Source organism: Pseudoalteromonas arctica (genome assembly GCF_012927645.1).
Taxonomy (GTDB): Bacteria; Pseudomonadota; Gammaproteobacteria; order Enterobacterales; family Alteromonadaceae; genus Pseudoalteromonas; species Pseudoalteromonas arctica_A.
The window spans coordinates 1-23,852 of record NZ_JABBMT010000031.1 but is presented as its reverse complement, the minus strand read 5'-3'; the positions used below and the strand labels follow the sequence as shown (position 1 = coordinate 23,852).

Sequence of the window (23,852 nt, the reverse complement as noted above, 5' to 3'; positions counted from 1 at the left end):
ATTACTCAATTTCTAATTAAAGAATTTCGTGTAGCTCAACGTCAAAGACCAGTGTTGAGAATGGTGCAATTGCAGCACCGGCACCACGTTCTCCATAAGCAAGCTCATGAGGAACATAGATACGCCATTTAGTGCCTTCAGGCATCATTTGTAATGCTTCAGTCCAGCCTTTGATCACACCGCCAACTGGAAACTCTGCAGGTTGGCCACGCTCATAAGAGCTGTCAAATACAGTGCCGTTGATAAGTGTACCGTGGTAATCAACACGCACTGTTGACTCAGCTGTTGGCTTTTTGCCTTCACCTGTTACTAGTACTTCATATTGAAGACCTGATTCAGTCACTGTGATTTCAGCACGTTTTGCATTTTCTTCTAAAAATGCAATGCCTTCAGCAGCAAGTACTTTCGCTTCTTCTTCACGACGCGTTTGGATTTCAGTGTTGATTTTTTCGAATGCAGCTTGGATCTCAGGGATCTCAACTTGGAAATCGCCGCCTACATACGCATCTTTCATGCCTGCAAATACTGAATTTAAGTTCAAACCTTCGAAAGGGTTAGCTTTAAGTTGCTCACCCATCTGTAGGCCAATACCGTAACTTGCTTTTTCAGCATCTGTAGTAAAATTATCTGACATAATGTGTTTCACGTTTTGTTTATACCAAGCTTAATAACGCTGGTATCAGTTAAAAGACGCGCCTATGCTATCATAAAAAAAAGCCCTTTTGGGCTTCATTAGAGCTAGTTTTTAGTGAGTTTTCGCTTTATTAAGCGCACAGCAAAAGTCAAGATTGGCAAGCTGATTAAAATACCAGCAAGTAATGGACGACTCAGTATTGCCTGCGTACCAACTAACAACACCGGCACGACTAACAAACCGATACAAGCAATAAATATTGCCGCAATTTCTGGCCAGTATTTATCATATTTGGTAATTAAATGCCCAACCAATAGATTAAAACCTAGGCAATAAAGCAAAGCTGTGACTAATATATGCTCTGGTTGTGCATCCATCGCCATTTTAACGAGTAAATTAATAGCACTGTGATAACAGTAGCCAAACACCGACCATAACAGTACGTGTTTTAGCACCCGTTGTGTGGTGTTTAATTGATTTTGTTGTGACATCTTAAACTCCAGATAGCAAAAAGCCGCCCATAAGGCGGCTTTTTAAATATGGTGGAGAGATAGGGATTTGAACCCTAGAGGGGCTATAAACCCCTGCCGGTTTTCAAGACCGGTGCATTCGACCACTCTGCCATCTCTCCGTACGGCGCGGATAATAGGGGTTACTTGCCTTTTTGTAAAGCCCTAAAAGTAAAAAAGTTTAAATTAATCGTTACAACTACTCAAAGCGCTTAAAAACACATCAATAATACTGTTTTGGACGTTTTGCTAGCCACGAACATACCAAGCAGACTAATAAGCTAAAAGTTATAAAACTTAAACTCTGGAAGATTAAATCAAAGCGGTTAAGCTCATCACTTGGTACAAGTACCAATATAAAGGTGGGTAAAATACTCACAAACAATACATAACTACACACTTTAAACGCTCTGCCAAAATCAAATCGTCTTGTGCGTTGCATCCACCACGCTAAGATAACTACACTAGCAGTTGATGAGATCGCGATTAAATGAGGAGTCTGTGTACTAAATGCAGTGTAAAGAGTGATAGCCGCACCAACGAAGCCCCATAAAGACCACGTTAACCATTTTTCTTTTTCACGTAAAAATAAATTTCCCATTATCCTCGTCTTTTTGTTGTTATTCTAATTAAGACATTCCATACATTAACAAACTGCTGAAGAATAACAAACCGTTGTATAAGGGTTATTGCATCCAAGCGCTTCAGACAGCCAAGCTACCTGATAATAATAACAAAGGTAGCCTTAATGCACTCCGACTGAAATAAGACGATAAAGTTCCAATTAATTACGTTTTGGCAACTATAAGTTTGTGAAAAAGTGTTCTGACTTATGACGAACAGCCTTCTTACAATCCACTTCTGGAGTGCCTAAATACAAATAACCGACAATCTCATCTTCATTACCAAGATTTAACGCCGCTTTCACCGCCTCGCTTTGTGCAAAGTAACCAGTACGCCATACACCACCAAGTCCTTGTGCAAAAGCTGCTTGTTGCATAGCTAACACAGCACAACCTGCGCTTTGTAGTTGTTCTATGCGCGGTACTTTTGGGTGCACTTGATACTTTGCAATGGCGATGATGATCATAGGCGCACGCAGTGGTAATTCCTTGGCACGATTAATTACTTTTTCATCTTGTTGTTCTGCAACAGCACTTTGATAATAAATTTCGCCGAGTCGTTCACGCGCATCTTCTGCGACAACAATAAACTGCCAAGGTGCAAGGCAACCATGATCAGGCACACGAAGTGCTGCTTGTTTAATAATATCAAGTTGACTATTGTTTGGGGCTGGTGCAATCAGTCGAGGATCTGACTGACGAGTCAATAAAAGCTCAATAGCGTCCATAACGATTCTCTAATTTAAAAAGAAACTAGCATAACATTGATAGAGATTGCTGAAAACTCAATGCCATTATTCGAAATGGACGGTTTACCCTTTTCATAAAGGAAGTATATTTCAGTTAAATTTTACGCGCGACCTGAAGCGCTTCATAAATAGCCCGTTTTGCGTCAATTGCTGATGCTAATTTGGCCCCGCCAATTACATGTACTTTAGGCTTATCGATTAATCCCGACATTAATTCGTTATTAGAGACTTGCCCGATGCAGGCGATCACTGTATCAGCAGGTAGCACCTGCTCCTCTCCTGCCACAGTAATTTTTAGACCTTGCTGATCAAAATGATGATACTGACAATCAGCGATCTGTTTTACACCATGTTGCTTTGCAACTTGACGATGTATCCAGCCCGTTGTTTTACCAAGCTCACTGCCAAAACGCCCGGCACTGCGTTTTAGCATAAACAATTGACGATTATCTTTATCTGGACTTGGCTGACACTCAATTCCCCACTGCGATTTAAAATCAGCAATACTTTGATCTTTATGTTCACTTAAAAAAGCAACCATATCAAAGCCAATGCCGCCGGCACCTAAAATTGCAATCGATTGCCCTAATTCAACTTCACCACGAATAACTTCATCGTATGAAAAAACACGTTTATTATCCGCGCAGGTAAAGTTTGCCTCACGCGGGCGCACACCCGTTGCAAACACCACGTCATCGTATTGCTCAAGCATTTTATCGGTAAAAGCAGTATTGAGTGTTACCGTGACCTTTAGGCGTTCAAGTTCATTAATAAAATAACGCAAGGTATGATTGAAATCTTCTTTACCAGGAATACGCATCGCTAAATTAAATTGGCCGCCCATCTCTGTATTTTTATCAATCAGTGTTACCTTGTGGCCTTTTTGCGCTAAGTAACAACTGGCAGATAAGCCCGCAGGCCCAGCACCTACAACCAACACATTTTTAGCCTTGTTGGTCAGCTCAAGAGGATAATCCAACTCAAACCCCGCTTGTGGATTTACTAAACATGTTGCTCGCTTACCTTTAAATACATGATCCAAACAGCCCTGATTACAGCCAATACAAATATTAATGTGTTTACTTTGTTGTGCTTGGTATTTATTAAAAAATTCTGGATCGGCTAATAGTGGGCGTGCCATCGAGATCAGATCGGCATCTCCTGCGGTTAAAATTTCATTAGCAATCTCAGGGGTATTAATACGATTTACAGCAATAACAGGAATCGCTACCACTTCTTTTAAACGTTTTGAAGCTTCTTTAAACGCGCCCGGAGGCACCATACTCGCAATAGTAGGTACTCGTGCTTCATGCCAGCCTATGCCTGTATTTAAAATATCAACGCCAGCCTGCTCTAACGCTTTGGCCTGGATCGTAACCTCTTCAGGTGTTGACCCATTAGGAATTAAATCCATTACCGATAAACGAAAGATAATTAAAAATTCTTTATTTACTTTTGCCCGAACCGCGTTGACAATCTCTAACGCTAAACGCATACGGTTTTCTAAGCTACCACCATATTCGTCCGTGCGTTTATTGGTATGCGGTGCCATAAACTCATTAATCAAATAACCTTCTGAACCCATTACTTCAACGCCATCGTAGCCAGCCTTTTGTGCTAAATAAGCGGAATGAGTAAAGTCTTTGATGGTTTTTTTAATTGCACTGAGCGACATTGCTTTCGGTTGATATGGGTTAATAGGTGCTTTAATTGCACTGGGTGCTTGATTAAATGGATGATACGCATAACGTCCAGCATGTAATAATTGTAAGCAAATCTTACCGCCATATTGATGAACAACATCAGTGTATGCACGGTGCTTAAACACATCATAATAGCTATTAAAAGACGATGAGATTGGGGTTAATTTGCCACGCAAATTAGGACTGTAGCCCCCCGTAATGAGCATTGCAGTACCACCTTTAGCGCGCGCTTCATAAAAAGCACGCAGGCGTTTTCGGTTATGCCATCCCTCTTCAAGCCCCGTGTGCATTGAGCCCATTACCAAACGGTTACGTAGCTGTGTGTGTTTCAATTGTAATTGTTGTTCTAACATCCTCTGCCCTAACTAACTGGTCTAACCTCTATACATTAGCCAATTCTGCTCGATTGGCAAGCAATAAGCAACAAAAGCGATAAATTAGCTAATATTTTCACATTCTCATGGTTAAAACCTCACTCATAAATACTTAGTTACGATTTAACAGTTAAAATAACTTTTATTCTGGGCTAAGATGGTGATAGATATAAGTTGTACCAGACTAAGGATTTATTTTGATTACAAAGCTATTTAAAGGACTGTGGGCAGGAATGAACTTTTCTCGTCGTTTAGTCCTTAATTTTTTATTTGTGTTACTCGTTATTCTTTTCATTGTTTCAATCGCAAGCGATGACAATGAAATCAATGTTGCTGACACATCAGTGCTCAGGTTAAACCTCAATGGTCCAATCGTAGAAGAAAAAGTTTACGTCGATCCAATTGAAGCTGCCATCAATGATGCAACACAGGGCAACGACGAGCCAGCTGAAATTTTACTTGATGATATTATCGAAGTAATTGATCAAGCCACTGAAGATAAACGTATTACTGTGATTTTGCTAGATTTACAAAAAATGCCCAACGCGCATTTAAATAAATTAAAACAAATCACTCAAGCGTTAGAGCGTTTTAAAGCGAGCGGCAAAAAAGTAATTGCCTCTGGCTATTATTACTCACAAGCACAATATTACCTTGCTGCTCACGCTGATGAAATATCAATGCACCCCTATGGCGGTGTAGAGATCCAAGGCTTTGGCATGTATCCGCTGTATTTCAAAGACGCCCTTGAAAAGCTCGGCATTACTCAGCATATTTTCCGTGTTGGTACATTTAAATCGGCTGTTGAACCGTTTATCCGTAACGATATGTCCGACGCAGCAAAAGAAGCTAATAATGTATGGCTAAGCGCATTGTGGAAAGAATACAAACAAGACGTTGCCGCTGTTCGCCCATTTGATGAAGCAAACTTTGACGAAACAATGGATGTGTTTCTGGCAAAAATGCAAGCAGTTAATGGTGATTCAGGTAAATATGCATTAGAACATCAATGGATTGACTCTTTAAAAACCAATCAACAAGTGCGTCAAGAGTTAATTGCCTTAGTAGGCACTGAAGAAACAGGCAAAACCTTTAACCAAGTCTCATTTAAAGAATATCTCTCATTAGTTAAACCGCCCGTTGAGTTTGATAACCCAATGACAGAAAAAGTCGCTGTTGTGGTTGCACGCGGTACTATTTCTGACGGCGAACGTAAAGCCGGTGAAATTGGTGGTGACTCTACAGCGGCATTACTACGTAAAGCACGCTTAGATGATAAAGTAAAAGCGGTTGTACTGCGTATTGACTCAGGCGGTGGCAGTATGTTTGCCTCTGAAGTTATTCGTGCTGAAGTGCTTGCTCTTAAAGCAGCTGGTAAACCAGTGGTTGCCTCAATGAGCTCAGTAGCAGCTTCTGGCGGTTATTGGATTGCCTCTGCGGCTAACGAAATTTGGGCAGCACCGAGTACCATTACTGGTTCAATTGGTGTATTTGGTAACTTTATGACCTTTGAAAACACCATGGCTAAATTAGGTGTTTATTCAGATGGCGTTGCCACAACTGAAATGGCAGGCCTATCAATCGCTCGCCCGCTTAATGAAAAAATGGCACAGGTTATTCAACTAAGTGTAGAAGACGCTTATCAACGCTTCTTAGAGGTTGTTGGTGAAGCACGAAATATGACCCCTGAGCAAGTTAACTCTATTGCACAAGGCCGTGTTTGGATTGCAAGTCAAGCGCAAGAGCTTGGCTTAGTTGACAAATTAGGCAATAAGCAAGACGCTATCAAAGCGGCAGCTGAACTGGCTAAGCTTGATTTTTATGAAGTTAAAACCATTAAGCAGAGTCTATCGGCGGAAGAGAAGTTAATGCAGGATATTTTTGGAAATGCATCGATTAGATCGCTAATTGGCTCACAAAGTACGCTACAAAACGCACTCTCAAACCAAGCATCTATCAATGGTTTAGTTAAGCAATTAACAACTGAGGTTGAAGGTCTAAAAGATTACAACGATCCGCAAGGCATTTATGCCCGCTGCTTAGTGTGTAATATTTCGCAATAAATAGTGTATAGGCTGTAATCGCAGCAACTAACCGTTATACTAAGCCCAGTTTTTTTACTGGGCTTTTTTTATGAAACGTAAACGTATTTATATCGCATATACTGGCGGTACGATTGGGATGAAAAAATCGAGTCGAGGTTATATTCCCGCTGAAGGTTTTTTAACACAAACCGTAGCAAACAATGCCGAATTTAATCGTGATGAAATGCCCTTATTCGATATTCACGAGTATTGCCCGCTGATTGACTCATCAGACATGTCCCCTGCTCATTGGCAACTAATTGCTGACGATATTAAAAGTAAATACCATGATTATGATGGCTTTGTCGTGCTTCATGGCACAGATACCATGGCGTATACCGCATCTGCTTTGTCCTTTATGTTTGAAAACTTAACAAAGCCAGTGATAGTTACCGGCTCGCAAATCCCACTGTCGCAACTGCGCTCAGATGGCCAAGTAAATTTACTCAATGCGATGTATTTAGCTGCTAATTATCCGATTGCTGAAGTTAGTTTATTTTTTAATAATCAATTATTTCGTGGCAATCGTGCAACTAAAGCGCATGCCGATGGTTTTGATGCCTTTGCATCCCCTAACCTAGATCCATTAGCACTATCAGGTATTAATATTCAATTATTAAAAGGCCAGTTAAGCCCGTATGTTGAAAATGAGCTACAAGTCACCAACATCACGCCGCAACCTATTGGTGTTTTATACTTGTATCCAGGGATCAGTCATGCTGTAGTTAAAAGTTTGGTAAACGACAATATCAAAGCCCTCGTATTATTGAGCTTTGGTGTGGGCAATGCGCCACAAGAACCAGATTTTTTAGGGATCCTCTCCAGCGCAAGTAAGCGCGGAATGGTGATCGTCAATTTAACCCAGTGCTTAAAAGGGCATGTAAATATGGGCGGCTATGCAACGGGTAACGCATTACTTAACATTGGTGTGATCAGCGGTTACGATATGACGTTAGAGGCATGCTTAACTAAATTACATTACTTATTTAGCCAGCAACTTGAAATTGAAACTATTCGCCATTTAATGCAAGACGACTTGCGCGGTGAGTTAAGTAGATAAGCTAAGCTCGGGCTATTTTTAACTAAAAAGGCACGTTAATTAACGTGCCTTTTATTTAAACCTATTGGTCTAATTAACGAACTTTCGCATCAATTTCAACTAAATCAGTTAAATGACACACATCACCACATCGGGTTTTAATGCCATGTTCACCAAAGTAATCGCGTTGAGCTTGTACTAAATGGCCATTACTTGGTGTCGTCAGCGTCGCGAAATACGTTTGCGTTGAGCTAAGTACTGGAAAGGCTAACCCGGTCATCATTGCTTGACCGGTGATCTTACGCAGTGCTAACGACTCTGTTTCAAGCGTATCAATGAACTCAACACCTTCAGCGATGTTATCTAAGTAATCTGCACGGATAATACAGCCTGCACGCCATGTTTGTAGCGTTTTAGATAAATCGACTTTCCATTGATGCGCACGCGATGCACCTTTAATAAGTGCAAGACCTTGACGATATGCCAGTAAACTGGCAAACATAAAGGCATCTTTCAGTTCATCTAGATCTAATTCAATTAATGTAGTGGCTTTTGCGGCATACGTCATTTCTTTCGCTGCATGCGTATCAGCAGTATTGGTTAAATGACGCGCTTGCACAGCAGCAACCAATGAAGGAACGGCGATACCCAGCTCTAATGCATTTTGCGCCGTCCACAAACCCGTGCCTTTCGCACCTACTTTATTATCAATCAAATCAACTAACGCTTCACCCGCATCGGTTTCTAACGATAAAATATGACTTGAGATAGATAATAAATAGCTATTGAGTGCGCCTTCAGACCATTGATTAAAAATCTCTGCAACTTCATGTGGTGTGCGGTTTGTACCTAAACGTAGTAATTGATACATTTCAGCAATTAGTTGCATTAACGCGTATTCAATACCATTGTGTACCATTTTTACAAAGTGACCACTGGCTGATTGACCAACACGGGCAAAGCACGATTCGCCTTTGTAGCTTGCCGCTACTTTTTCAAACCATGGTTCAACGCGTTCCCAGCCACCTTCTGAACCACTTGCCATCATCGCAGGACCATGACGAGCGCCTTCGGCACCGCCAGAAATACCCATAGTTGCAAATTCAAATTTATTTTGATATTTAAGTTTACGCGATATGCCGTCTTTATAATTACTATTACCGCAATCAACAATAATGTCGTTGCAATCAACGCCCGCTTCAACTAATTCGTTACACACTTTATCAACTAATTCACCTGCTGGTACTAGTAACAAAACTGAGCGAGGCGGCGTAAGCCGTTTTACCATATCACCTAAATCAGACACAATGTGCAGACGATCTGCCATGCCTTGTGATTTAGCACAGCTTAATAGCTCTTCGCCCGCGTCTGGGTTTTTATCATAAGCTACTAGCGTCATACCCTGCTCTATCAAGTTCAGAGCAAGATTTTTACCCATAACGCCTAACCCGACTAATGCAACTTGCATTGAGTGTCCTCCTCGGTAACAACTATTGGTTAGTAAATGAAAATAATACCGCACGCATTATATACCCAAGCCACTTAAAAATGCGAGCTTAGACAACAGATACAACGCTTTGCGCAAGACAAACACGCAAGATACAGCGATTATACCCAAACCACCGTTCCCTCGGAGCGATAAATTATCCTGATATGGATTTCTGGGTCGAGCATTGACGAGACCTGACACCGGTGTCATACTGTGGTCATAATTTTTTTGTATAAAATAATAGCAGCATGATAAATTACATTACTTTCAACAATCTATTAGCTGCCTGTAACTGTATTATGCGTGTTAGTTAAACTAACACATATTAATAACGAAAAACCGTCAACCTGCTTACAATTTAATAAGCCTACAGGAGAATTTGATGCTTAGACGCACAAAAATAGTCGCGACCCTTGGACCTGCAACCGATCGAGATAACAATTTAGAAAAAATAATTCGTGCCGGTGCAAACGTAGTGCGCTTAAACTTCTCACACGGTATTGCACAAGATCATAAAGATCGCGCTCAAGCTGTGCGTGACATTGCCAAAAAATTAGGTAAGCACATTGCTATTTTAGCTGACTTACAAGGCCCCAAAATTCGTGTATCGACATTTAAAGATGGCAAAGTGAGCTTAGCCGTTGGTGCAAAATTTATTCTTGATGCAAAAATGGATAAAGGCCTAGGCGATATCAATGCAGTAGGTATTGATTATAAAGAATTACCACAAGATGTAGCCCCAGGAGACTTACTTTTATTAAACGATGGTTTAATTCAATTAACAGTACAAAGTGTTGAAGACCACCTAGTGCATACAACTGTTACTGTTGGTGGTGTTTTATCAAATAACAAAGGTATCAACCGTTTAGGCGGTGGTTTAACAGCTCCGGCCTTCACAGATAAAGATAAAGAAGATTTATTAACTGCTGCAGAAATTGATGTTGATTATATCGCAGTATCATTCCCACGCAGTGGCGACGATATGCGTTATGTGCGTTCACTCGCTGAAGCTGCGGGTTCTAAAGCACAGCTTTTAGCCAAAATTGAGCGTGCTGAAGCTGTTGAAACAGTAGCAGCTGTTGATGATATCGTATTAGCATCTGATGCGGTTATGGTTGCCCGTGGTGACTTAGGTGTTGAAATTGGCGATGCTGCTTTAATGGGCAAACAAAAACTCATTATTCGCCGAGCTCGATCACTCAATCGTACAGTGATCACAGCAACGCAAATGATGGAATCAATGATCGATAACCCGATGCCAACCCGTGCAGAAGTTATGGATGTTGCTAATGCAGTACTCGATGGAACTGATGCCGTCATGTTATCAGCCGAAACTGCAGCTGGTGATTACCCTGAAGAAACAGTGGCAACCATGGCGCGTGTTTGTTTAGGGGCTGAGTCACAAAAAGAGACCCATGTTTCTAAGCATCGTTTAGACAGCCGTTTTTCATCAAACGCCGAATCAATTGCATTATCAGCTATGTATGCAGCCAACCATTTAGATTCTGTGAAAGCGATTATCACCCTGACTGAATCAGGTAGCACAGCAAAACTTATGTCACGTATTAGCTCAGGCTTACCAATTTACTCTCTGTCTCGTCATGCAAGTACACTTGGTCAAACAGCGCTATACCGTGGTGTTTACCCGGTATTCTTTGACTCTACACAATGTGAAAAAGATAATATGGTAAAAGATGCCCTTAACACTTTAGTTGCAGCAGGTTCATTACAACCTGGTGATACTGTGATCATCACACATGGTGATGCTATGGAAACGGTTGGTGCAACCAACACCATGAAGATTGTTACTGTTGCTTAATTAGCTCAGCTATAAAAAACGCGAGCCAAGGGTTCGCGTTTTTTATTTAAACACATGATGCAATATATAACTGCTAATGAGCCCGTTTCTAAGCTAACTTGCTAATGCAGCTTTAACCTTATCGCGATAACTACGACTCACTTTTAATTCTTGACCGTTATCAAGCACTAATAAATACTCACCGCTTACCTGAGTAACAAGCTTGCTAATTTGCTTAGTATTTACAATCGCACTACGGTGGACGCGAACAAATAGCTGGGGAGCAAGCTCCTGCTCTAGTTCTTTCATGGTTTTTCGTAAGATATGCGTTTGGCCATCTTGACAATGTAAGCACATATAGTCACCTGCAGCATCGACCCATTGAATTGTCGCTACCGGTACACGGATTATTTCACCTTGCTCTTTCACTGCTAAAGATTCTGGGTAGCGGCGATCTGTTAATGTATCGCCAGTTGCCAGTTTTTTCAAAATCTCTTCACAATTATTACCAGTAATTCCAGCTACAAAACTCGCCAATTTCTTTTTATGGGCGTTGTCTTGTTGCGTCTTTAAGTAGGTATGCACTTTTTCTACCGCCTGTTTTAGTCTGTTGTCGTCGACTGGTTTAAGGATATAATCTAAAGCATGGATCTCAAATGCTTTGACTGCGAACTGATCAAATGCGGTTACGAATACAATAGCAGGTAAGGCTCTGACACTTTCACTGAGTGCTCTGGCAACCTCAAATCCATTCATTCCAGGCATTTGAATATCTAAAAAAACTAAATCTATTTTCCCTGCTTGACATGCATCGATAGCCTCTTGACCAGACTTACATAGTGTAACGACTTCGATATCATCAAATTCCGCTAATCTTACAGCTAAGCCTCTACGGGCTAATGGTTCATCATCGACAATCAGGGTCTTAATCTTGCTCATTTTTTCACAGCCTTCTCAAACGGAACGCGCAGATTCACTTTCAATCCACTTGGCGTATTATGTGATAACACAAACGAATAGTTATTTTCATACAAAGTTTTCAGGCGGTCTTTGGTATTTGCCACCCCGACCCCTTGTGAATTAACTAATTGGCCATTAAGTAATTCAGTACCAGGGCCATTATCGCCTACTTCCAGTAATAGTTCATTAGCAAAAACTTGTGCTTTAATATCAATTACCCCACCTTCGCTAAGATGAGCTATCGCATATTTAATCGCATTTTCGATGATCGGTTGCAATATTAAACTCGGCACTAATGCATTTTTTGCTTCATCACTGATTTGCACATTCACTTGTAGCCGTTCATCAAAGCGTACTCGCTCTATTTCAAGATAAAGCATCAGTGCATGCAACTCTTGTTCAAGTGGTACTTTTTTTATCGGATCGGTATTGAGTGTATAGCGTAAAAAGTCACTCAATTTCGACACCATTAAATTAGCATCTTTATTCTCTTTTACCAAAATCAACGTAGATATAGCATTCAGGGTATTAAATAAGAAATGAGGGTTTAACTGATAACGTAACATTTTCAGTTGTGCTTCATGCGCCATCGTTGTTGCTTTAAGCGCTTTTTGGCGCTCACTTTGCAGTAGTTGATAATATTTAATGCCAAAGTACAACCCGCTCCAACACAGAATAATATAAACTGAGTCTAAGCCTTGTTGAAAGTAGTAAAACCATTCATTTGGACGATAACCGTGGCGATAAATTTCCCATAAATTAAACTTTTGGATCACCGCCCATAACGTGCCGGTTACATAAGAAGCAGTGAACACGACTAACATTAAAACCCACGGCGCGGTATTCCAAGCCTTGCGATACATGTACCGCAATGGCACAGTCATTAAACATCCAGCGTAAGCGTTAAGCACGATCACAAAAATGTAAATATCGCGCATTTCAAACACTTTAGAGCCAATGTAGTTAACAAGCGCATAACCTATCCAACCGGCGATCTGTAAGACCCAAAAAAACCGTTGGCGGTTATCAACTAAGGATTGCCAATTCAAAATAGTTAATTACCTCATTTATTTGTAATTATTATATAGCGTTAATTAGCATGCGATCACTACCGACTATCTCGCTTTTCACGAGCCTTACCGCAAAGGTTTGCTCTGCAAATGTGTAGGTACTTTATTTTAGCCACAAAAAAAGGAGCCATAGGCTCCTTTTTAATACTTATTTTTAAAAGCTTAAGCTGCCGTTAGGCCTTCTTTTGCTTTTGCAACAAGCGCTGCGAATGCAACTTGGTCATAAACAGCGATATCTGCAAGGATCTTACGATCGATTTCTACAGATGTCTTTTTAAGACCATTGATAAAACGGCTGTAAGACAGACCATTTTGACGTGAAGCAGCATTGATACGTGCAATCCATAATTGACGGAAAGTACGTTTCTTCGCACGACGGTCACGGTAAGCGTATTGACCCGCTTTAGTAACAGCCTGGAAAGCTACGCGGTAAACACGTGAACGTGCTCCGTAGTAACCTTTTGCTTGTTTTAAAACTTTTTTGTGACGTGCACGTGCGACAACGCCGCGTTTAACTCTTGCCATTTCTAAAAACCCCTATTAAGCGAATGGTAACATACGTGAAACTAGACCATGGTCATTTTTATGAACCATCATCTTAGGACGTAGGTGTAACTTACGCTTAGAAGTTTTCTTAGTCAGAATATGACGAAGATGCGCTTGTTTACGCTTGAAACCGCCAGAAGCAGTTTTCTTGAAACGCTTAGCAGCGCCTCTGTGACTTTTTAGCTTATAAGCCATTGCAATAACTCCAAATGTATTGCTTTAAAATTAGTAAGCAGGCGTGAGGTATATTACTATAACTCCACTTTTAGGCCTAAACTTACTGCCATAATCCGGTGAAAACCCAACATAAAATGTTGCAGTTTTACTTTAATACCGGTTAACACAGGTGAATATTTGCATATTACTTGGTGACCTGAGCTAAATTCGCTGCGTATCTTAGCTTGTTTATTGCTTTTTAGCAACAGGTGCCATCATCATAACCATTTGACGGCCTTCAACACGATTTGGGAAAGACTCAACAACTGCAAGTTCTTCTAAATCGCCTTTGATACGGTTTAATAATTCAATACCAATTTCTTGGTGGGCCATTTCACGACCACGGAAGCGGATGGTAATCTTAGCTTTATCGCCACCTTCTAAGAACTTACGTAAGTTGCGAAGCTTAACCTGATAATCACCTTCATCCGTACCAGGACGGAATTTGATTTCTTTGATCTGGATTTGCTTTTGCTTCTTTTTCTGCTCTTTTAGTTCTTTACTTTTTTCAAAGATGAACTTGCCGTAGTCCATGATTCTACAAACAGGCGGCTCAGCATTTGGGCTGATCTCTACTAGATCAACACCAGCGGCATCAGCCATAGTTTGCGCGTCTTTTAATGACTGAATTCCAGCTTGCTCGCCTTCAATGTCAATTAAGCGAACTTCTTGAGCTGTAATTTCTTCGTTAATACGATTTTTTTGGGCTGTTTGTTGCCCTTTCTTGCCGCCTCTAATAGTACGTTCCTCCAAGAATATCAAATAATAAGCGTGTAGTTAGCAATTAAATGTATGCCCTACACGCAGAGTTTTTATAGTCGATTTTTAATTTCGTCGCTAATTTTAGCGACAAACTCATCAACATTAAATTTGCCCAAGTCTTCACCTGTGCGGGTACGTACAGCAACTTCTTGTTGTTCAACTTCTTTATCACCAACAACAAGTAAATATGGGATACGTTTTAATGTATGTTCACGGATTTTAAAGCCAATCTTCTCATTTCTCAAGTCAGCAGCGGCTCTAATTCCAAGTTTATTTAATTTTTGTACAATTTCCTGCACATAAGCAGCTTGTTTATCAGTGATATTCATAATCACCACTTGCTTAGGTGCAAGCCAAGTTGGGAATAAACCCGCGTACTCTTCTGTAAGAATACCGATAAAGCGCTCGATAGAGCCCAATATTGCGCGGTGGATCATAACAGGTGTACGGCGTTCGTTGTTTTCAGCAACATAAGTTGCCCCTAAACGCCCTGGTAATGCAAAATCTAGTTGCACTGTACCACACTGCCACGCTCTGTCTAAGCAATCGTACAAAGTAAATTCAATTTTTGGACCGTAGAAAGCACCTTCACCCGGTAAATAATCAAATTCAATGTTATTTGCTTTCAGCGCATCAGCTAAAGCAAGCTCTGCTTTGTCCCACATATGATCTTCGCCAATACGCTGTTCAGGGCGAGTAGACAACTTAACCACAATTTTTTCAAAGCCGAATGTTTCATACGTATCGTAAACCATTTTAATACAGGCCGATACTTCGTCCATGATTTGTGCTTCAGTACAGAAGATATGGGCATCATCTTGAGTAAAACCACGTACCCGCATTAAGCCATGCAGTGCACCCGATGGTTCGTTACGGTGACAACAACCAAATTCAGCCATACGCAGTGGTAAGTCACGGTACGATTTTAAACCTTGATTAAAGATCTGTACGTGACCTGGGCAGTTCATTGGTTTGATCGCGTATTCACGCTTTTCAGATTCAGTGGTAAACATTGCCTCTGAATATTTTTCCCAGTGACCTGATTTTTCCCACAAAGAACGATCCATCATCATTGGACCTTTGACTTCTTCGTATTGGTACTCACGTAATTTTTCACGCACAAAGTCTTCTAATTCGCGGTATATGCTCCAACCATCGTTGTGCCAAAATACCATACCTGGTGCTTCTTCTTGCCAGTGCCATAAATCAAGCGTTTTACCAATACGACGGTGGTCACGCTTTTCAGCTTCTTCAAGGCGTTGTAAGTAGGCTTTAAGTTGCTTTTTATCGCCCCATGCGGTGCCATAAATACGTTGCAGCATTTTATTGTCTGAATCGCCACGCCAGTAGGCACCTGCTACTTTCATTATTTTGAAATGTTGGCAAAAACGCATGTTTGGTACGTGTGGACCACGACACATATCGATGTATTCTTCGTGGTGATATAATCCTGGACGGTCATCTTTGTTGATGTTTTCATCAAGGATTTTCATTTTGTATGTTTCGCCACGTGCTGTAAAAGCATCGCGGGCTTCTTGCCAGCTTACGGTTTTCTTAACCACGTCATAGTTTGTTTTAGCAAGTTGCAACATGCGCTTTTCAATAGCTTCTAAGTCATCTTGACTTAATGAATGTTCCATATCGATATCATAATAAAAACCATTATCAATTGTTGGACCAATTGCCATTTTTGCATCAGGAAACAGTTGCTTAACTGCATGACCTATTAAGTGAGCACATGAGTGACGAATGATTTCTAAGCCGTCATCATCTTTTACGGTGATAATTTCAAGACGAGAATCGTCAGAAATTAAATCACAGGCATCAACACGGATGCCATTAACACGACCAGCGATTGTGGCTTTGGCAAGGCCAGGGCCGATATCATTGGCTACATCAAGTGTGCTTACAGGGTTTTCAAAACAACGCTGACTACCGTCAGGAAGAGTAATAACTGGCATTATAAATCCTTACTACAGTGGTGACGCCTACAATGCATCACATGTATTTATTAAAATAAAATGAGTAACTCGACAACACTTTTACGAATAAGCATTGCTAATTTTAACCGTATCTGGCTAATGTATTTGTTGAGTCTTAGCAAACACAAGGGGTTATTGTCGCGTTTGGAGTCATTAAATACAAGTATTTAGCCAGACAAATTGACAAATAATTCTCGCATTCATACTTAATTGCAGTTGGTGGTTCACCTAATGACCTCGTCTAATAGTATCCGTTTTGCCACGTTAAATTTAATCGCACACCTATAATATACCCGAAATATACCCAAACCAAATTGATGAAGATATCTGCGTAAACGACCACCGTGGCATTGGGATTGAAATCGGTTTTAAAATGCACTGTTTTTAAGGCGTTTAATTGATATAATACTGCCCAAATTAGTTATTTAGAGAATGACAATGAGAACATGCGGTGTAGAGATTACCGGTAGTGACGTACTACTGTGTATTTTAACAAAAGATAACGATGTATTTGATATACGAGATATTCGCCAAACTCGCTTTACCTTAGGTAATGGTAATGACACTGAAGTAATGCGTAAATTCCAATTTGATTTTGCAAAACTGATGCAGGACTATCAAATTGATTCAGTCGCTATTCGTCAACGTGCCCCGAAAGGTAAATTTGCTGGCAGTGCGAACGGTTTCAAAATGGAAACTGCAATTCAATTAATTAAAGAACTCGACGTACACTTATTCACAGTGACCGAAATTAAAGAACAATTAAAGCGTAATCCAATCCCGATCGATTTTGCAGAAACGGGACTGAAAAAGTACCAAGAAAATGCGTTTGTAAATGCATATGTACATTTAATGAAAAAAACCTACCGCAGTGAGGAGCTTTAATTTTCGATTAAAGCTCAATTTACAATCAGATGCGACGCTAGTGTGTACTACAATGTTTTTGTTGTATCTACAGCTAGCGTTTTTTATTGCCTAACATTCCTCATTTTATTACTACATTGGTCGTATAGCGCTTTCATTTGTCGACAATCTATGTTTTTCTAACTGAGTAGACTCTCACAACATTGACACGGAGACCGTACATGCAAATAAGTAACAGTAATACAACTGCAACCGATGCAAATAAAGCAGTCAAAGATACAGTAGGTTTAGAGCATAGCTACTATCAAGGAGCACTAAGCCCGGCATTGATTCATAAAACCATAGGTGATTACTTTGATTCCATTGTCGACAATAACCCAGGCCACCCTGCAATAGTGCTACATCATCAAAACCTTCGTTTAAGCTATAAAGAATATCAGCAGCAGATCAACCAGCTGGCAATGGGGTTACTGGCTTTAGGTGTAAAACCAGGCGACCGTGTTGGTATCTGGTCACCTAATAATCTTGAATGGTGTTTAACTCAATTTGCAACCGCCAAAATTGGTGCCATTATGGTATGTATTAACCCTGCATACCGCCCCAACGAATTGCAATTTGCTCTTAACTCTGTCGAATGTTCAACACTTATCACCGCATCCAATTTTAAGGCCAGTAACTATCTTGCTATGCTTAACGAGTTACTCCCTGAGCTTAGTAGCTCACAAGCAGGGAAATTGCGTACAAAAAACCTTCCTCACTTAAAGAACATCATCCGCATTGGCGATGAGCCCGCACCAGGCATGTTTAGTTTTAAACACGTCATGTCACTGCCTAACGATGCAACACAACTGACGCTTAATACCATTGCGGCAACATTGCAACCAGATCACGATATCAATATCCAGTTTACCTCTGGCACCACAGGCAATCCTAAAGGCGCAACCCTTTCCCATAAAAATATTTTAAATAATGGTTTTTTAATGGCTAATGCGATGCGCTTAACAGCAGCCGATAAACTGTGTATTCCTGTGCCATTGTATCATTGCTTTGGTATGGTGCTTGGCAATCTGGTGTGTATCAGTAAAGGCGCCACGGCGGTATTCCCGGGAGATTCATTTGATCCGACCATTACACTTGAAGTAGTAGAAAAAGAACGTTGTACAGCCTTACATGGCGTTCCCACTATGTTTATCGCTGAACTCGAGCTAAAAGAGTTTGACCGCTTTGATTTATCAAGCTTACGCACTGGAATAATGGCAGGCTCGACATGCCCAGAGCAAGTAATGCGCAAAGTACAATCATTAATGCATATGAATGAAGTCGTGATTGGCTATGGGCAAACAGAATGCAGCCCTATCAATAATGTCACTGAAATTGACTCTCCTCTAGAAAAACAAGTTACCACTGTTGGTCGGGCTTTAGCTCACACAGAAGTCAAAATTATCGATGAGGTCGGTAATATCCAAAAAGTAGGCCTACCGGGTGAAGTGTGTAGCCGAGGTGCTGGGATCATGCGCTGCTATTGGAATGATGCAGAAAAAACCGCCGCGACTATCGATAAAGATGGCTGGCTACACTCCGGAGATCTAGGGGTAATGGATGAAGAAGGGTTTGTTGCCATTGTCGGGCGAATTAAAGATATGATTATTCGCGGCGGCGAAAATATCTACCCGCGTGAAATTGAAGAAGTACTTTATACTTACCCAGGCGTACAAGATGCGGCAATTTTTGGCATTACCGATGAAAAATTTGGCGAAGAAGTGTGTGCTTGGATCCAACCTAAAGAAGGTGAAGTACTTGATGAGCAAGCAATTCGATTATTTTTAAAAGACAAACTCGCCTACTTTAAACAGCCTAAATACATTCGTTTTGTAGAACATTACCCGATGACAGTAACCGGCAAATTGCAAAAATTTAAAATGCGCGAACAAATGCAAGAAGAACTCGCCGAGTCAGCATTTTCGTAATAATTAACGGCTGTTTTATTACAATGCAACGATTAAGCGTTGCATTGTATTTTATTATAAATTATCGAGCTAAGACTCAATTAAATCTGATAGTTAAAGATGTGCCAATTACGGGCAAAAAATGAATTTGAAAAATTGTTGGGTGGCGCCTTCGGCTTAACCAACCTACATTTAGACGTAGGTCTGATAAATGGCGGGGCCACTCTATACCGACTATAGGCTAAGTGCCAATTGCAGACATTGAAGATTCTTAATGTGTGAAGTCAATATTTGAACCCACCGGCCTTCAATACTCATGAAAGTGCCAAGCGTTGCGAACGCTGCCTTAAACGCTTTGTTATACTCATTTAGCCGACAAACTCTTCGAAGGGAAGATCAGATTCTTTCGCTAAACCTTCATCGAGCATCTCGTTGAACCATGCCTTTAAAGCTATTTGCATTTCTGGCATTGAAGATTTCCACACAGGTTTAATGTGTTTAATCCAAAGCTCAATCTCTTTTTGTGTATATGTTTGATGCTTACACAAAATACGAGTAATTCTCAGAATATCATCAGCTGCTTCTTTGTCGATTACTTGACTAGGAACTGACCAATTTTTTTGACCTAAGCAATCTGTATAAAATCCGACTTGCTTTAGATCGTCTAGTAGCGCTGGAAAATCGTTTTTCTCGGAGTAAATACCACCGAAGTCACGCAGTTTTGTACAGCCATTTGCAACCAAATAAGGAAATACATACATCATATTCTTTTTTGTATGACTGCGATAAGCTTTCCAAGCGTCTTTGACGTCATTGCCATCTCTTGCGACTGCTAACTCACGTAAGATTGAAATTTTACCAGCCTCTTCAATTGCTAAGACAGCTAACGAATAAGCTGTCGGGTAGCTTTCAAGTTCAAACAGTTTTTCAGCGTCTCTCAATAGTCGGTTAGCGTTTTGTTGAGCAAAGTTCATTCCATCAGCAATTTCACGTGAACTGAGTGTATTTTTCCACTGTCTCAAATTTTTACTCACGATCACTCCTATGAGTTATAACGCCAGCATTTGCGGCTGGCTCGGAAACCAGTCTGCCAACATGCTCTTGTTAGCTGTCTTTCTCGTGCCAATACTTTAACTCTCTACCCGCGAGCATCTCTCTCATTTTTTTAGCTAATTCTTGATTTTTTGGTGAGCCATTCTCAAAATGCTCAATGTTTTCTGTCGGAATGGCTCATGTGCTTTTCGTCGCGTCATTACTGTACTTAATGTATTAGCAGCAAGCCTGTAGGGAAATTCATTTTCCTTCATATCAGCGAGAATAGTTTTGTACTGTTCGGTAACATCTAACCAATCTTCCAAATTATCTGCTTCTTTATCAAAATGTGCAGGTGTAACTTTACTAGGAGCTTTTCCTTCAAAAATTTCTATTCCGGCTCCATCATAGGCTTTAGCGACAAGTTCAGAGCAAAATGATGACGTATCATTTCCCGACCCCATGAATACTTTGTTGTAATCTTGGGCATAAAAAACATAGCTGCTTTTTGAAGTTTTTCGGTACTCAAACCTGCTCCTGTAATAGATTTATGTCTAATAACTCTCCATCTATTTTTACAAGCAACATCTTCATCAATCAGCAGGGTAAGGTGAACACCTTTATCACCTGTAGAATGTATAAAAACGCCATCACCCAAGCATAATTCAACATGGCTTGAACTAGCTTTTGGATAAATAACTTTTTGCAATGCAACAAGAGATGAAGACAATTTTCCTTCACCTGTTACTAATAAAACATCTCCTGGTAACACAGAACTCTCCTAGACAGCTAACAGCAAACAGCAAACACTTTCTCTATTTTAGCGCAAAAATGTCCTTATTTTATGAGCTCATATTAATAGCAAAAAGCATAAGTTATTGCTAGCTATATATATTATACATGGGATGAGTTATTTCGTCATGTAGAAAAAGGGGAAGTATCCTCTTAGCTTTACTTAGCTTTACTTAGCTGGCGGCAAATCTCCTGAATGACTATAGATCGCTCATACCCGAATTTTTTTGTAGCAAGCTAAGCTTAAAACTCCATAAACACCGGAGTACAACTAATGCACCAGTTAACTATATATCAGCCTAAAGAGCCTTGGAATAAAAATAAGCTTGTAGGACAAAAGTTACCTTTAAAATTACAGCAAATATGGGCTATCCGAATACGACTAGAACTTTTTCATAAAATAAGAGATCTAGCACTATTTAACCTAGCCATAGATAGCAAACTAAGAGGGTGTGATTTAGTTTCACTAAAAGTTAATGACATCGCTCATGGTAAAACAATCCAATCAAGGGCAATAGTCGTTCAAAAAAAGACTGGTATGCCTGTTCAATTTGAAATTACTGGAAATACAAGGAAATCAATTGTGGCGCTCATAGAGCAATTTACTCTCAATTCTTATGATTACTTGTTTAAGTCACGAATTCATTCCTCTGAACACCTTTCAACCCGTCAATATGGACGTATAGTTGATTCTTGGGTCACCTCAATTGGATTAGATAAGACTCAATATGGCACTCATTCTATGAGACGTACCAAACCATCACTAATTTACAAAAAAACTAAAAATTTAAGAGCCTGTCAGCTTCTACTTGGCCATAGAAAACTAGAGAGCACTGTCAGGTACTTGGGAATAGAAGTTGATGATGCGTTAGAAGTATCAGAACAGATCGATGCTTAAATTTGGACCTAAGCCAGACTCGAAGTTAGAGTCTGGCACGTATCAATTGTTATCACTCAGCAACGCCTAAATTTAGCGTGAGAATTTGCTCAGAGGGTTAAAGTCACGCCAGCGCTATTTGCTGGCGATAAGATTTGATTGTTAGCTGTATTACTTTACAGGCTACCTGATGACCATCTATTTTTTGCTTAGCTTCAAGTCCGTATTTTGCTCCTTGATCTCAACGATAAAAATTGAATTATTGGCAACAGCCAGTTCCAGCGCACGCTCAGATGCACTTAACGCATCAGGTAAATTCTTATTCAAACTGTAAGCTGTTGCTAAACTATCCCACAGTATCTCTGAATTAGGAAAAGTCTCAGTACCTTTTTCCAAAATTTCAACGCCCCATGCTGGCTTATCTTCATACGTAGCTTTGAGCCCATAAACATTATACTGATGTGCCGATAAAGGGAATGCATAACCGAACTCTTTAGCTTTATCCTCATAAAATTTTATTAGGTTCGACAGAGGCATGATATCAATCTCAGGTACCGCATTCCAATCAGAAAAAATAGCTTGTAACCCTTTTGCCATTCCTACTACGGGAGTGGTGTCGTGTGTTTCATCGGGGAACCTTGCGTACTTATAATAAAGCCCTGATTTTGATTTTTTTTCCAATGCCAATAACATGCGCTCAAAAGCTTCGGGCATTTCGTTCGGCTCACTTGCCATACTTAGAAACCATCGAAAAGTTTTTGCTCCACTGGTTGAGTGCTTCTTTTCAAAGTCTGTAACTATTGTAGCTTCATCCCACCAAAGACTTGGGCTAATGGATATCGCAGCATTAAATTTAGTATTACCTTTAACTGCAAGGTAACTGGTATATAGACCAGAAAGTGAGTGGCCTGCGATAACATAATAAGGCGCAACTCTATATTGCTTATTAAGTTGGTTTAATAACTCTTCTTGTAGGAAACGCGTGAGTAAGTCAGCTTTACCGGCTCGACCGACAAATGCATCAGGCTCAGTATGAGTAAAAAATGCTAATCTATTTTTTAGACTTACACCTACAACAATCATTTCCGGTATTGCTGCATAAGTGCTGTAAAAATGCGCGCTAGCTGCCGCGTGATTGAATTGAGTGGCGCCATCTAATACAACTAGTACAGGGTATGAAAAGTTATCAGAATGTCGATAAGTGTCTGGTAACGATATCTGAACGGTAACGTCTTTTCCTAGGAACTCAGAATTTATACTCAAGCGGTCATACTGCGCAAGAGCTTGAGTAGAATTTAAAAAAAATAAAACGATTAATATAAATCTCATTGGATACCTTTAAAGTTAACGGCTTATTCAACACCATTTAGATGGTTTATAACACACGAAAACAGCGGTTAATAATGTTATCAGACAACATTCGGCTCCTACTCAAAGAAGTAGGAATAAATTTAACTTTTTCAGTGTCTGCTTTTCGCTCATTCCTGCCTGTCAGCTTACATCCAAACTTATAGTTGGCACTATTAGGCATATATGAGCTGCTAAAGAATAAAAGGAACGAATAAAAAGGGACAGGTACATATTTCCTTGAGAAAGATTACGCTATTTTCCCGTTGTAGGTAACCTTACCATTATTTTTTCACTCAGCTTGCTATAGAGAATAAAAAGGGACAGGTACATATTTCCTTGAGAAAGATTACGCTATTTTCCCGTTGTAGGTAACCTTACCATTATTTTTTCACTCAGCTTGCTATAGAGTGTAGAGTTGAGTCGCTTGGGAGGGATTTTAGGTTATAAAGATAA

General features: G+C 40.2%; 22 protein-coding genes and 1 tRNA gene. 6 read left to right on the top strand and 17 right to left on the bottom strand.

Going from position 1 to position 23,852, the window contains the following annotated elements; translation table 11 throughout:
- Window positions 1-16 precede the first annotated feature (16 nt).
- From HHO47_RS15635 to HHO47_RS15610, 6 genes are all read right to left on the bottom strand, one after another.
- Window positions 17-634: an FKBP-type peptidyl-prolyl cis-trans isomerase gene (locus tag HHO47_RS15635; RefSeq protein WP_169021141.1), complete on the bottom strand. Its 618-nt coding sequence runs from the start codon at window positions 632-634 to the stop codon at window positions 17-19.
- Window positions 635-738: 104 nt separating this feature from the next.
- Complete coding sequence (locus HHO47_RS15630) at window positions 739-1,125, bottom strand: hypothetical protein (RefSeq protein WP_211183744.1); 387 nt, start codon at window positions 1,123-1,125, stop codon at window positions 739-741.
- Between the two features lie 49 nt (window positions 1,126-1,174).
- A tRNA-Ser gene (locus HHO47_RS15625) sits at window positions 1,175-1,265 on the bottom strand.
- 101 nt (window positions 1,266-1,366) lie between these two features.
- Window positions 1,367-1,744, bottom strand: coding sequence for a hypothetical protein (locus HHO47_RS15620; RefSeq protein ID WP_169021140.1), 378 nt, complete (start codon window positions 1,742-1,744; stop codon window positions 1,367-1,369).
- Window positions 1,745-1,945: 201 nt separating this feature from the next.
- Window positions 1,946-2,494: an NAD(P)H nitroreductase gene (locus HHO47_RS15615; protein WP_169021139.1), complete on the bottom strand. Its 549-nt coding sequence runs from the start codon at window positions 2,492-2,494 to the stop codon at window positions 1,946-1,948.
- Between the two features lie 115 nt (window positions 2,495-2,609).
- On the bottom strand, window positions 2,610-4,571 hold the full coding sequence (locus HHO47_RS15610) for an FAD-dependent oxidoreductase (RefSeq protein WP_169021138.1): 1,962 nt from the start codon (window positions 4,569-4,571) through the stop codon (window positions 2,610-2,612).
- A 218-nt stretch (window positions 4,572-4,789) separates the two neighbouring features.
- Here HHO47_RS15610 and sppA point away from each other — a divergent pair, with 218 nt between their 5' ends.
- A complete protein-coding gene (sppA, locus tag HHO47_RS15605) occupies window positions 4,790-6,655 on the top strand; it encodes a signal peptide peptidase SppA (RefSeq protein WP_169021137.1) in 1,866 nt (621 codons plus the stop codon).
- 70 nt (window positions 6,656-6,725) lie between these two features.
- Window positions 6,726-7,736: an asparaginase gene (ansA, locus tag HHO47_RS15600; protein WP_169021136.1), complete on the top strand. Its 1,011-nt coding sequence runs from the start codon at window positions 6,726-6,728 to the stop codon at window positions 7,734-7,736.
- Window positions 7,737-7,809: 73 nt separating this feature from the next.
- Here the strand turns inward: ansA and gndA are convergent, their stop codons facing one another.
- Window positions 7,810-9,183, bottom strand: a complete 1,374-nt coding sequence (gene gndA, locus HHO47_RS15595; RefSeq protein ID WP_169021135.1) for an NADP-dependent phosphogluconate dehydrogenase — start codon at window positions 9,181-9,183, stop codon at window positions 7,810-7,812.
- Between the two features lie 403 nt (window positions 9,184-9,586).
- On the opposite strand from gndA, the gene pyk reads away from it, so the two are divergent.
- Window positions 9,587-11,023: a pyruvate kinase gene (gene pyk / locus HHO47_RS15590; protein WP_169021134.1), complete on the top strand. Its 1,437-nt coding sequence runs from the start codon at window positions 9,587-9,589 to the stop codon at window positions 11,021-11,023.
- A gap of 93 nt (window positions 11,024-11,116) precedes the next feature.
- On the opposite strand, the gene HHO47_RS15585 is transcribed toward pyk, so the two are convergent.
- The 6 genes from HHO47_RS15585 to thrS form a co-directional block, all read right to left on the bottom strand.
- Window positions 11,117-11,941: a LytR/AlgR family response regulator transcription factor gene (locus tag HHO47_RS15585; protein WP_169021133.1), complete on the bottom strand. Its 825-nt coding sequence runs from the start codon at window positions 11,939-11,941 to the stop codon at window positions 11,117-11,119.
- Complete coding sequence (locus HHO47_RS15580; RefSeq protein WP_169021132.1) at window positions 11,938-13,011, bottom strand: sensor histidine kinase; 1,074 nt, start codon at window positions 13,009-13,011, stop codon at window positions 11,938-11,940. The genes HHO47_RS15585 and HHO47_RS15580 overlap by 4 nt, the downstream gene beginning before the upstream one ends.
- 183 nt (window positions 13,012-13,194) lie before the next feature.
- Window positions 13,195-13,557, bottom strand: a complete 363-nt coding sequence (rplT, locus tag HHO47_RS15575; RefSeq protein WP_169021131.1) for a 50S ribosomal protein L20 — start codon at window positions 13,555-13,557, stop codon at window positions 13,195-13,197.
- A gap of 15 nt (window positions 13,558-13,572) precedes the next feature.
- A complete protein-coding gene (rpmI, locus tag HHO47_RS15570; RefSeq protein ID WP_004587840.1) occupies window positions 13,573-13,773 on the bottom strand; it encodes a 50S ribosomal protein L35 in 201 nt (66 codons plus the stop codon).
- A 210-nt stretch (window positions 13,774-13,983) separates the two neighbouring features.
- A complete protein-coding gene (infC, locus tag HHO47_RS15565) occupies window positions 13,984-14,547 on the bottom strand; it encodes a translation initiation factor IF-3 (protein WP_145233176.1) in 564 nt (187 codons plus the stop codon).
- Window positions 14,548-14,606: 59 nt separating this feature from the next.
- The gene (thrS, locus tag HHO47_RS15560) at window positions 14,607-16,517 is read right to left on the bottom strand and encodes a threonine--tRNA ligase (RefSeq protein WP_169021130.1); all 1,911 of its coding nucleotides are present in this window, start codon (window positions 16,515-16,517) and stop codon (window positions 14,607-14,609) included.
- A 459-nt stretch (window positions 16,518-16,976) separates the two neighbouring features.
- On the opposite strand from thrS, the gene HHO47_RS15555 reads away from it, so the two are divergent.
- Window positions 16,977-17,423 carry a DUF3010 family protein gene (locus HHO47_RS15555; RefSeq protein WP_169021129.1) on the top strand — a complete coding sequence of 149 codons (447 nt, stop codon included), beginning with the start codon at window positions 16,977-16,979 and terminating at the stop codon, window positions 17,421-17,423.
- A gap of 200 nt (window positions 17,424-17,623) precedes the next feature.
- Window positions 17,624-19,369: an AMP-binding protein gene (locus HHO47_RS15550; protein ID WP_169021128.1), complete on the top strand. Its 1,746-nt coding sequence runs from the start codon at window positions 17,624-17,626 to the stop codon at window positions 19,367-19,369.
- A gap of 347 nt (window positions 19,370-19,716) precedes the next feature.
- Here HHO47_RS15550 and HHO47_RS15545 read toward each other — a convergent pair whose 3' ends face one another.
- The 3 genes from HHO47_RS15545 to HHO47_RS15535 form a co-directional block, all read right to left on the bottom strand.
- Window positions 19,717-20,382, bottom strand: a complete 666-nt coding sequence (locus HHO47_RS15545) for an AbiV family abortive infection protein (RefSeq protein WP_169021127.1) — start codon at window positions 20,380-20,382, stop codon at window positions 19,717-19,719.
- 135 nt (window positions 20,383-20,517) lie between these two features.
- The gene (locus HHO47_RS15540) at window positions 20,518-20,706 is read right to left on the bottom strand and encodes a hypothetical protein (RefSeq protein ID WP_169021126.1); all 189 of its coding nucleotides are present in this window, start codon (window positions 20,704-20,706) and stop codon (window positions 20,518-20,520) included.
- Window positions 20,707-20,771: 65 nt separating this feature from the next.
- The gene (locus HHO47_RS15535; RefSeq protein WP_169021125.1) at window positions 20,772-21,152 is read right to left on the bottom strand and encodes a hypothetical protein; all 381 of its coding nucleotides are present in this window, start codon (window positions 21,150-21,152) and stop codon (window positions 20,772-20,774) included.
- Window positions 21,153-21,446: 294 nt separating this feature from the next.
- Here HHO47_RS15535 and HHO47_RS15530 point away from each other — a divergent pair, with 294 nt between their 5' ends.
- On the top strand, window positions 21,447-22,070 hold the full coding sequence (locus HHO47_RS15530; protein WP_010388419.1) for a tyrosine-type recombinase/integrase: 624 nt from the start codon (window positions 21,447-21,449) through the stop codon (window positions 22,068-22,070).
- Window positions 22,071-22,247: 177 nt separating this feature from the next.
- Here HHO47_RS15530 and HHO47_RS15525 read toward each other — a convergent pair whose 3' ends face one another.
- Window positions 22,248-23,378: an alpha/beta hydrolase gene (locus HHO47_RS15525; RefSeq protein WP_169021124.1), complete on the bottom strand. Its 1,131-nt coding sequence runs from the start codon at window positions 23,376-23,378 to the stop codon at window positions 22,248-22,250.
- Window positions 23,379-23,852: the final 474 nt, after the last annotated feature.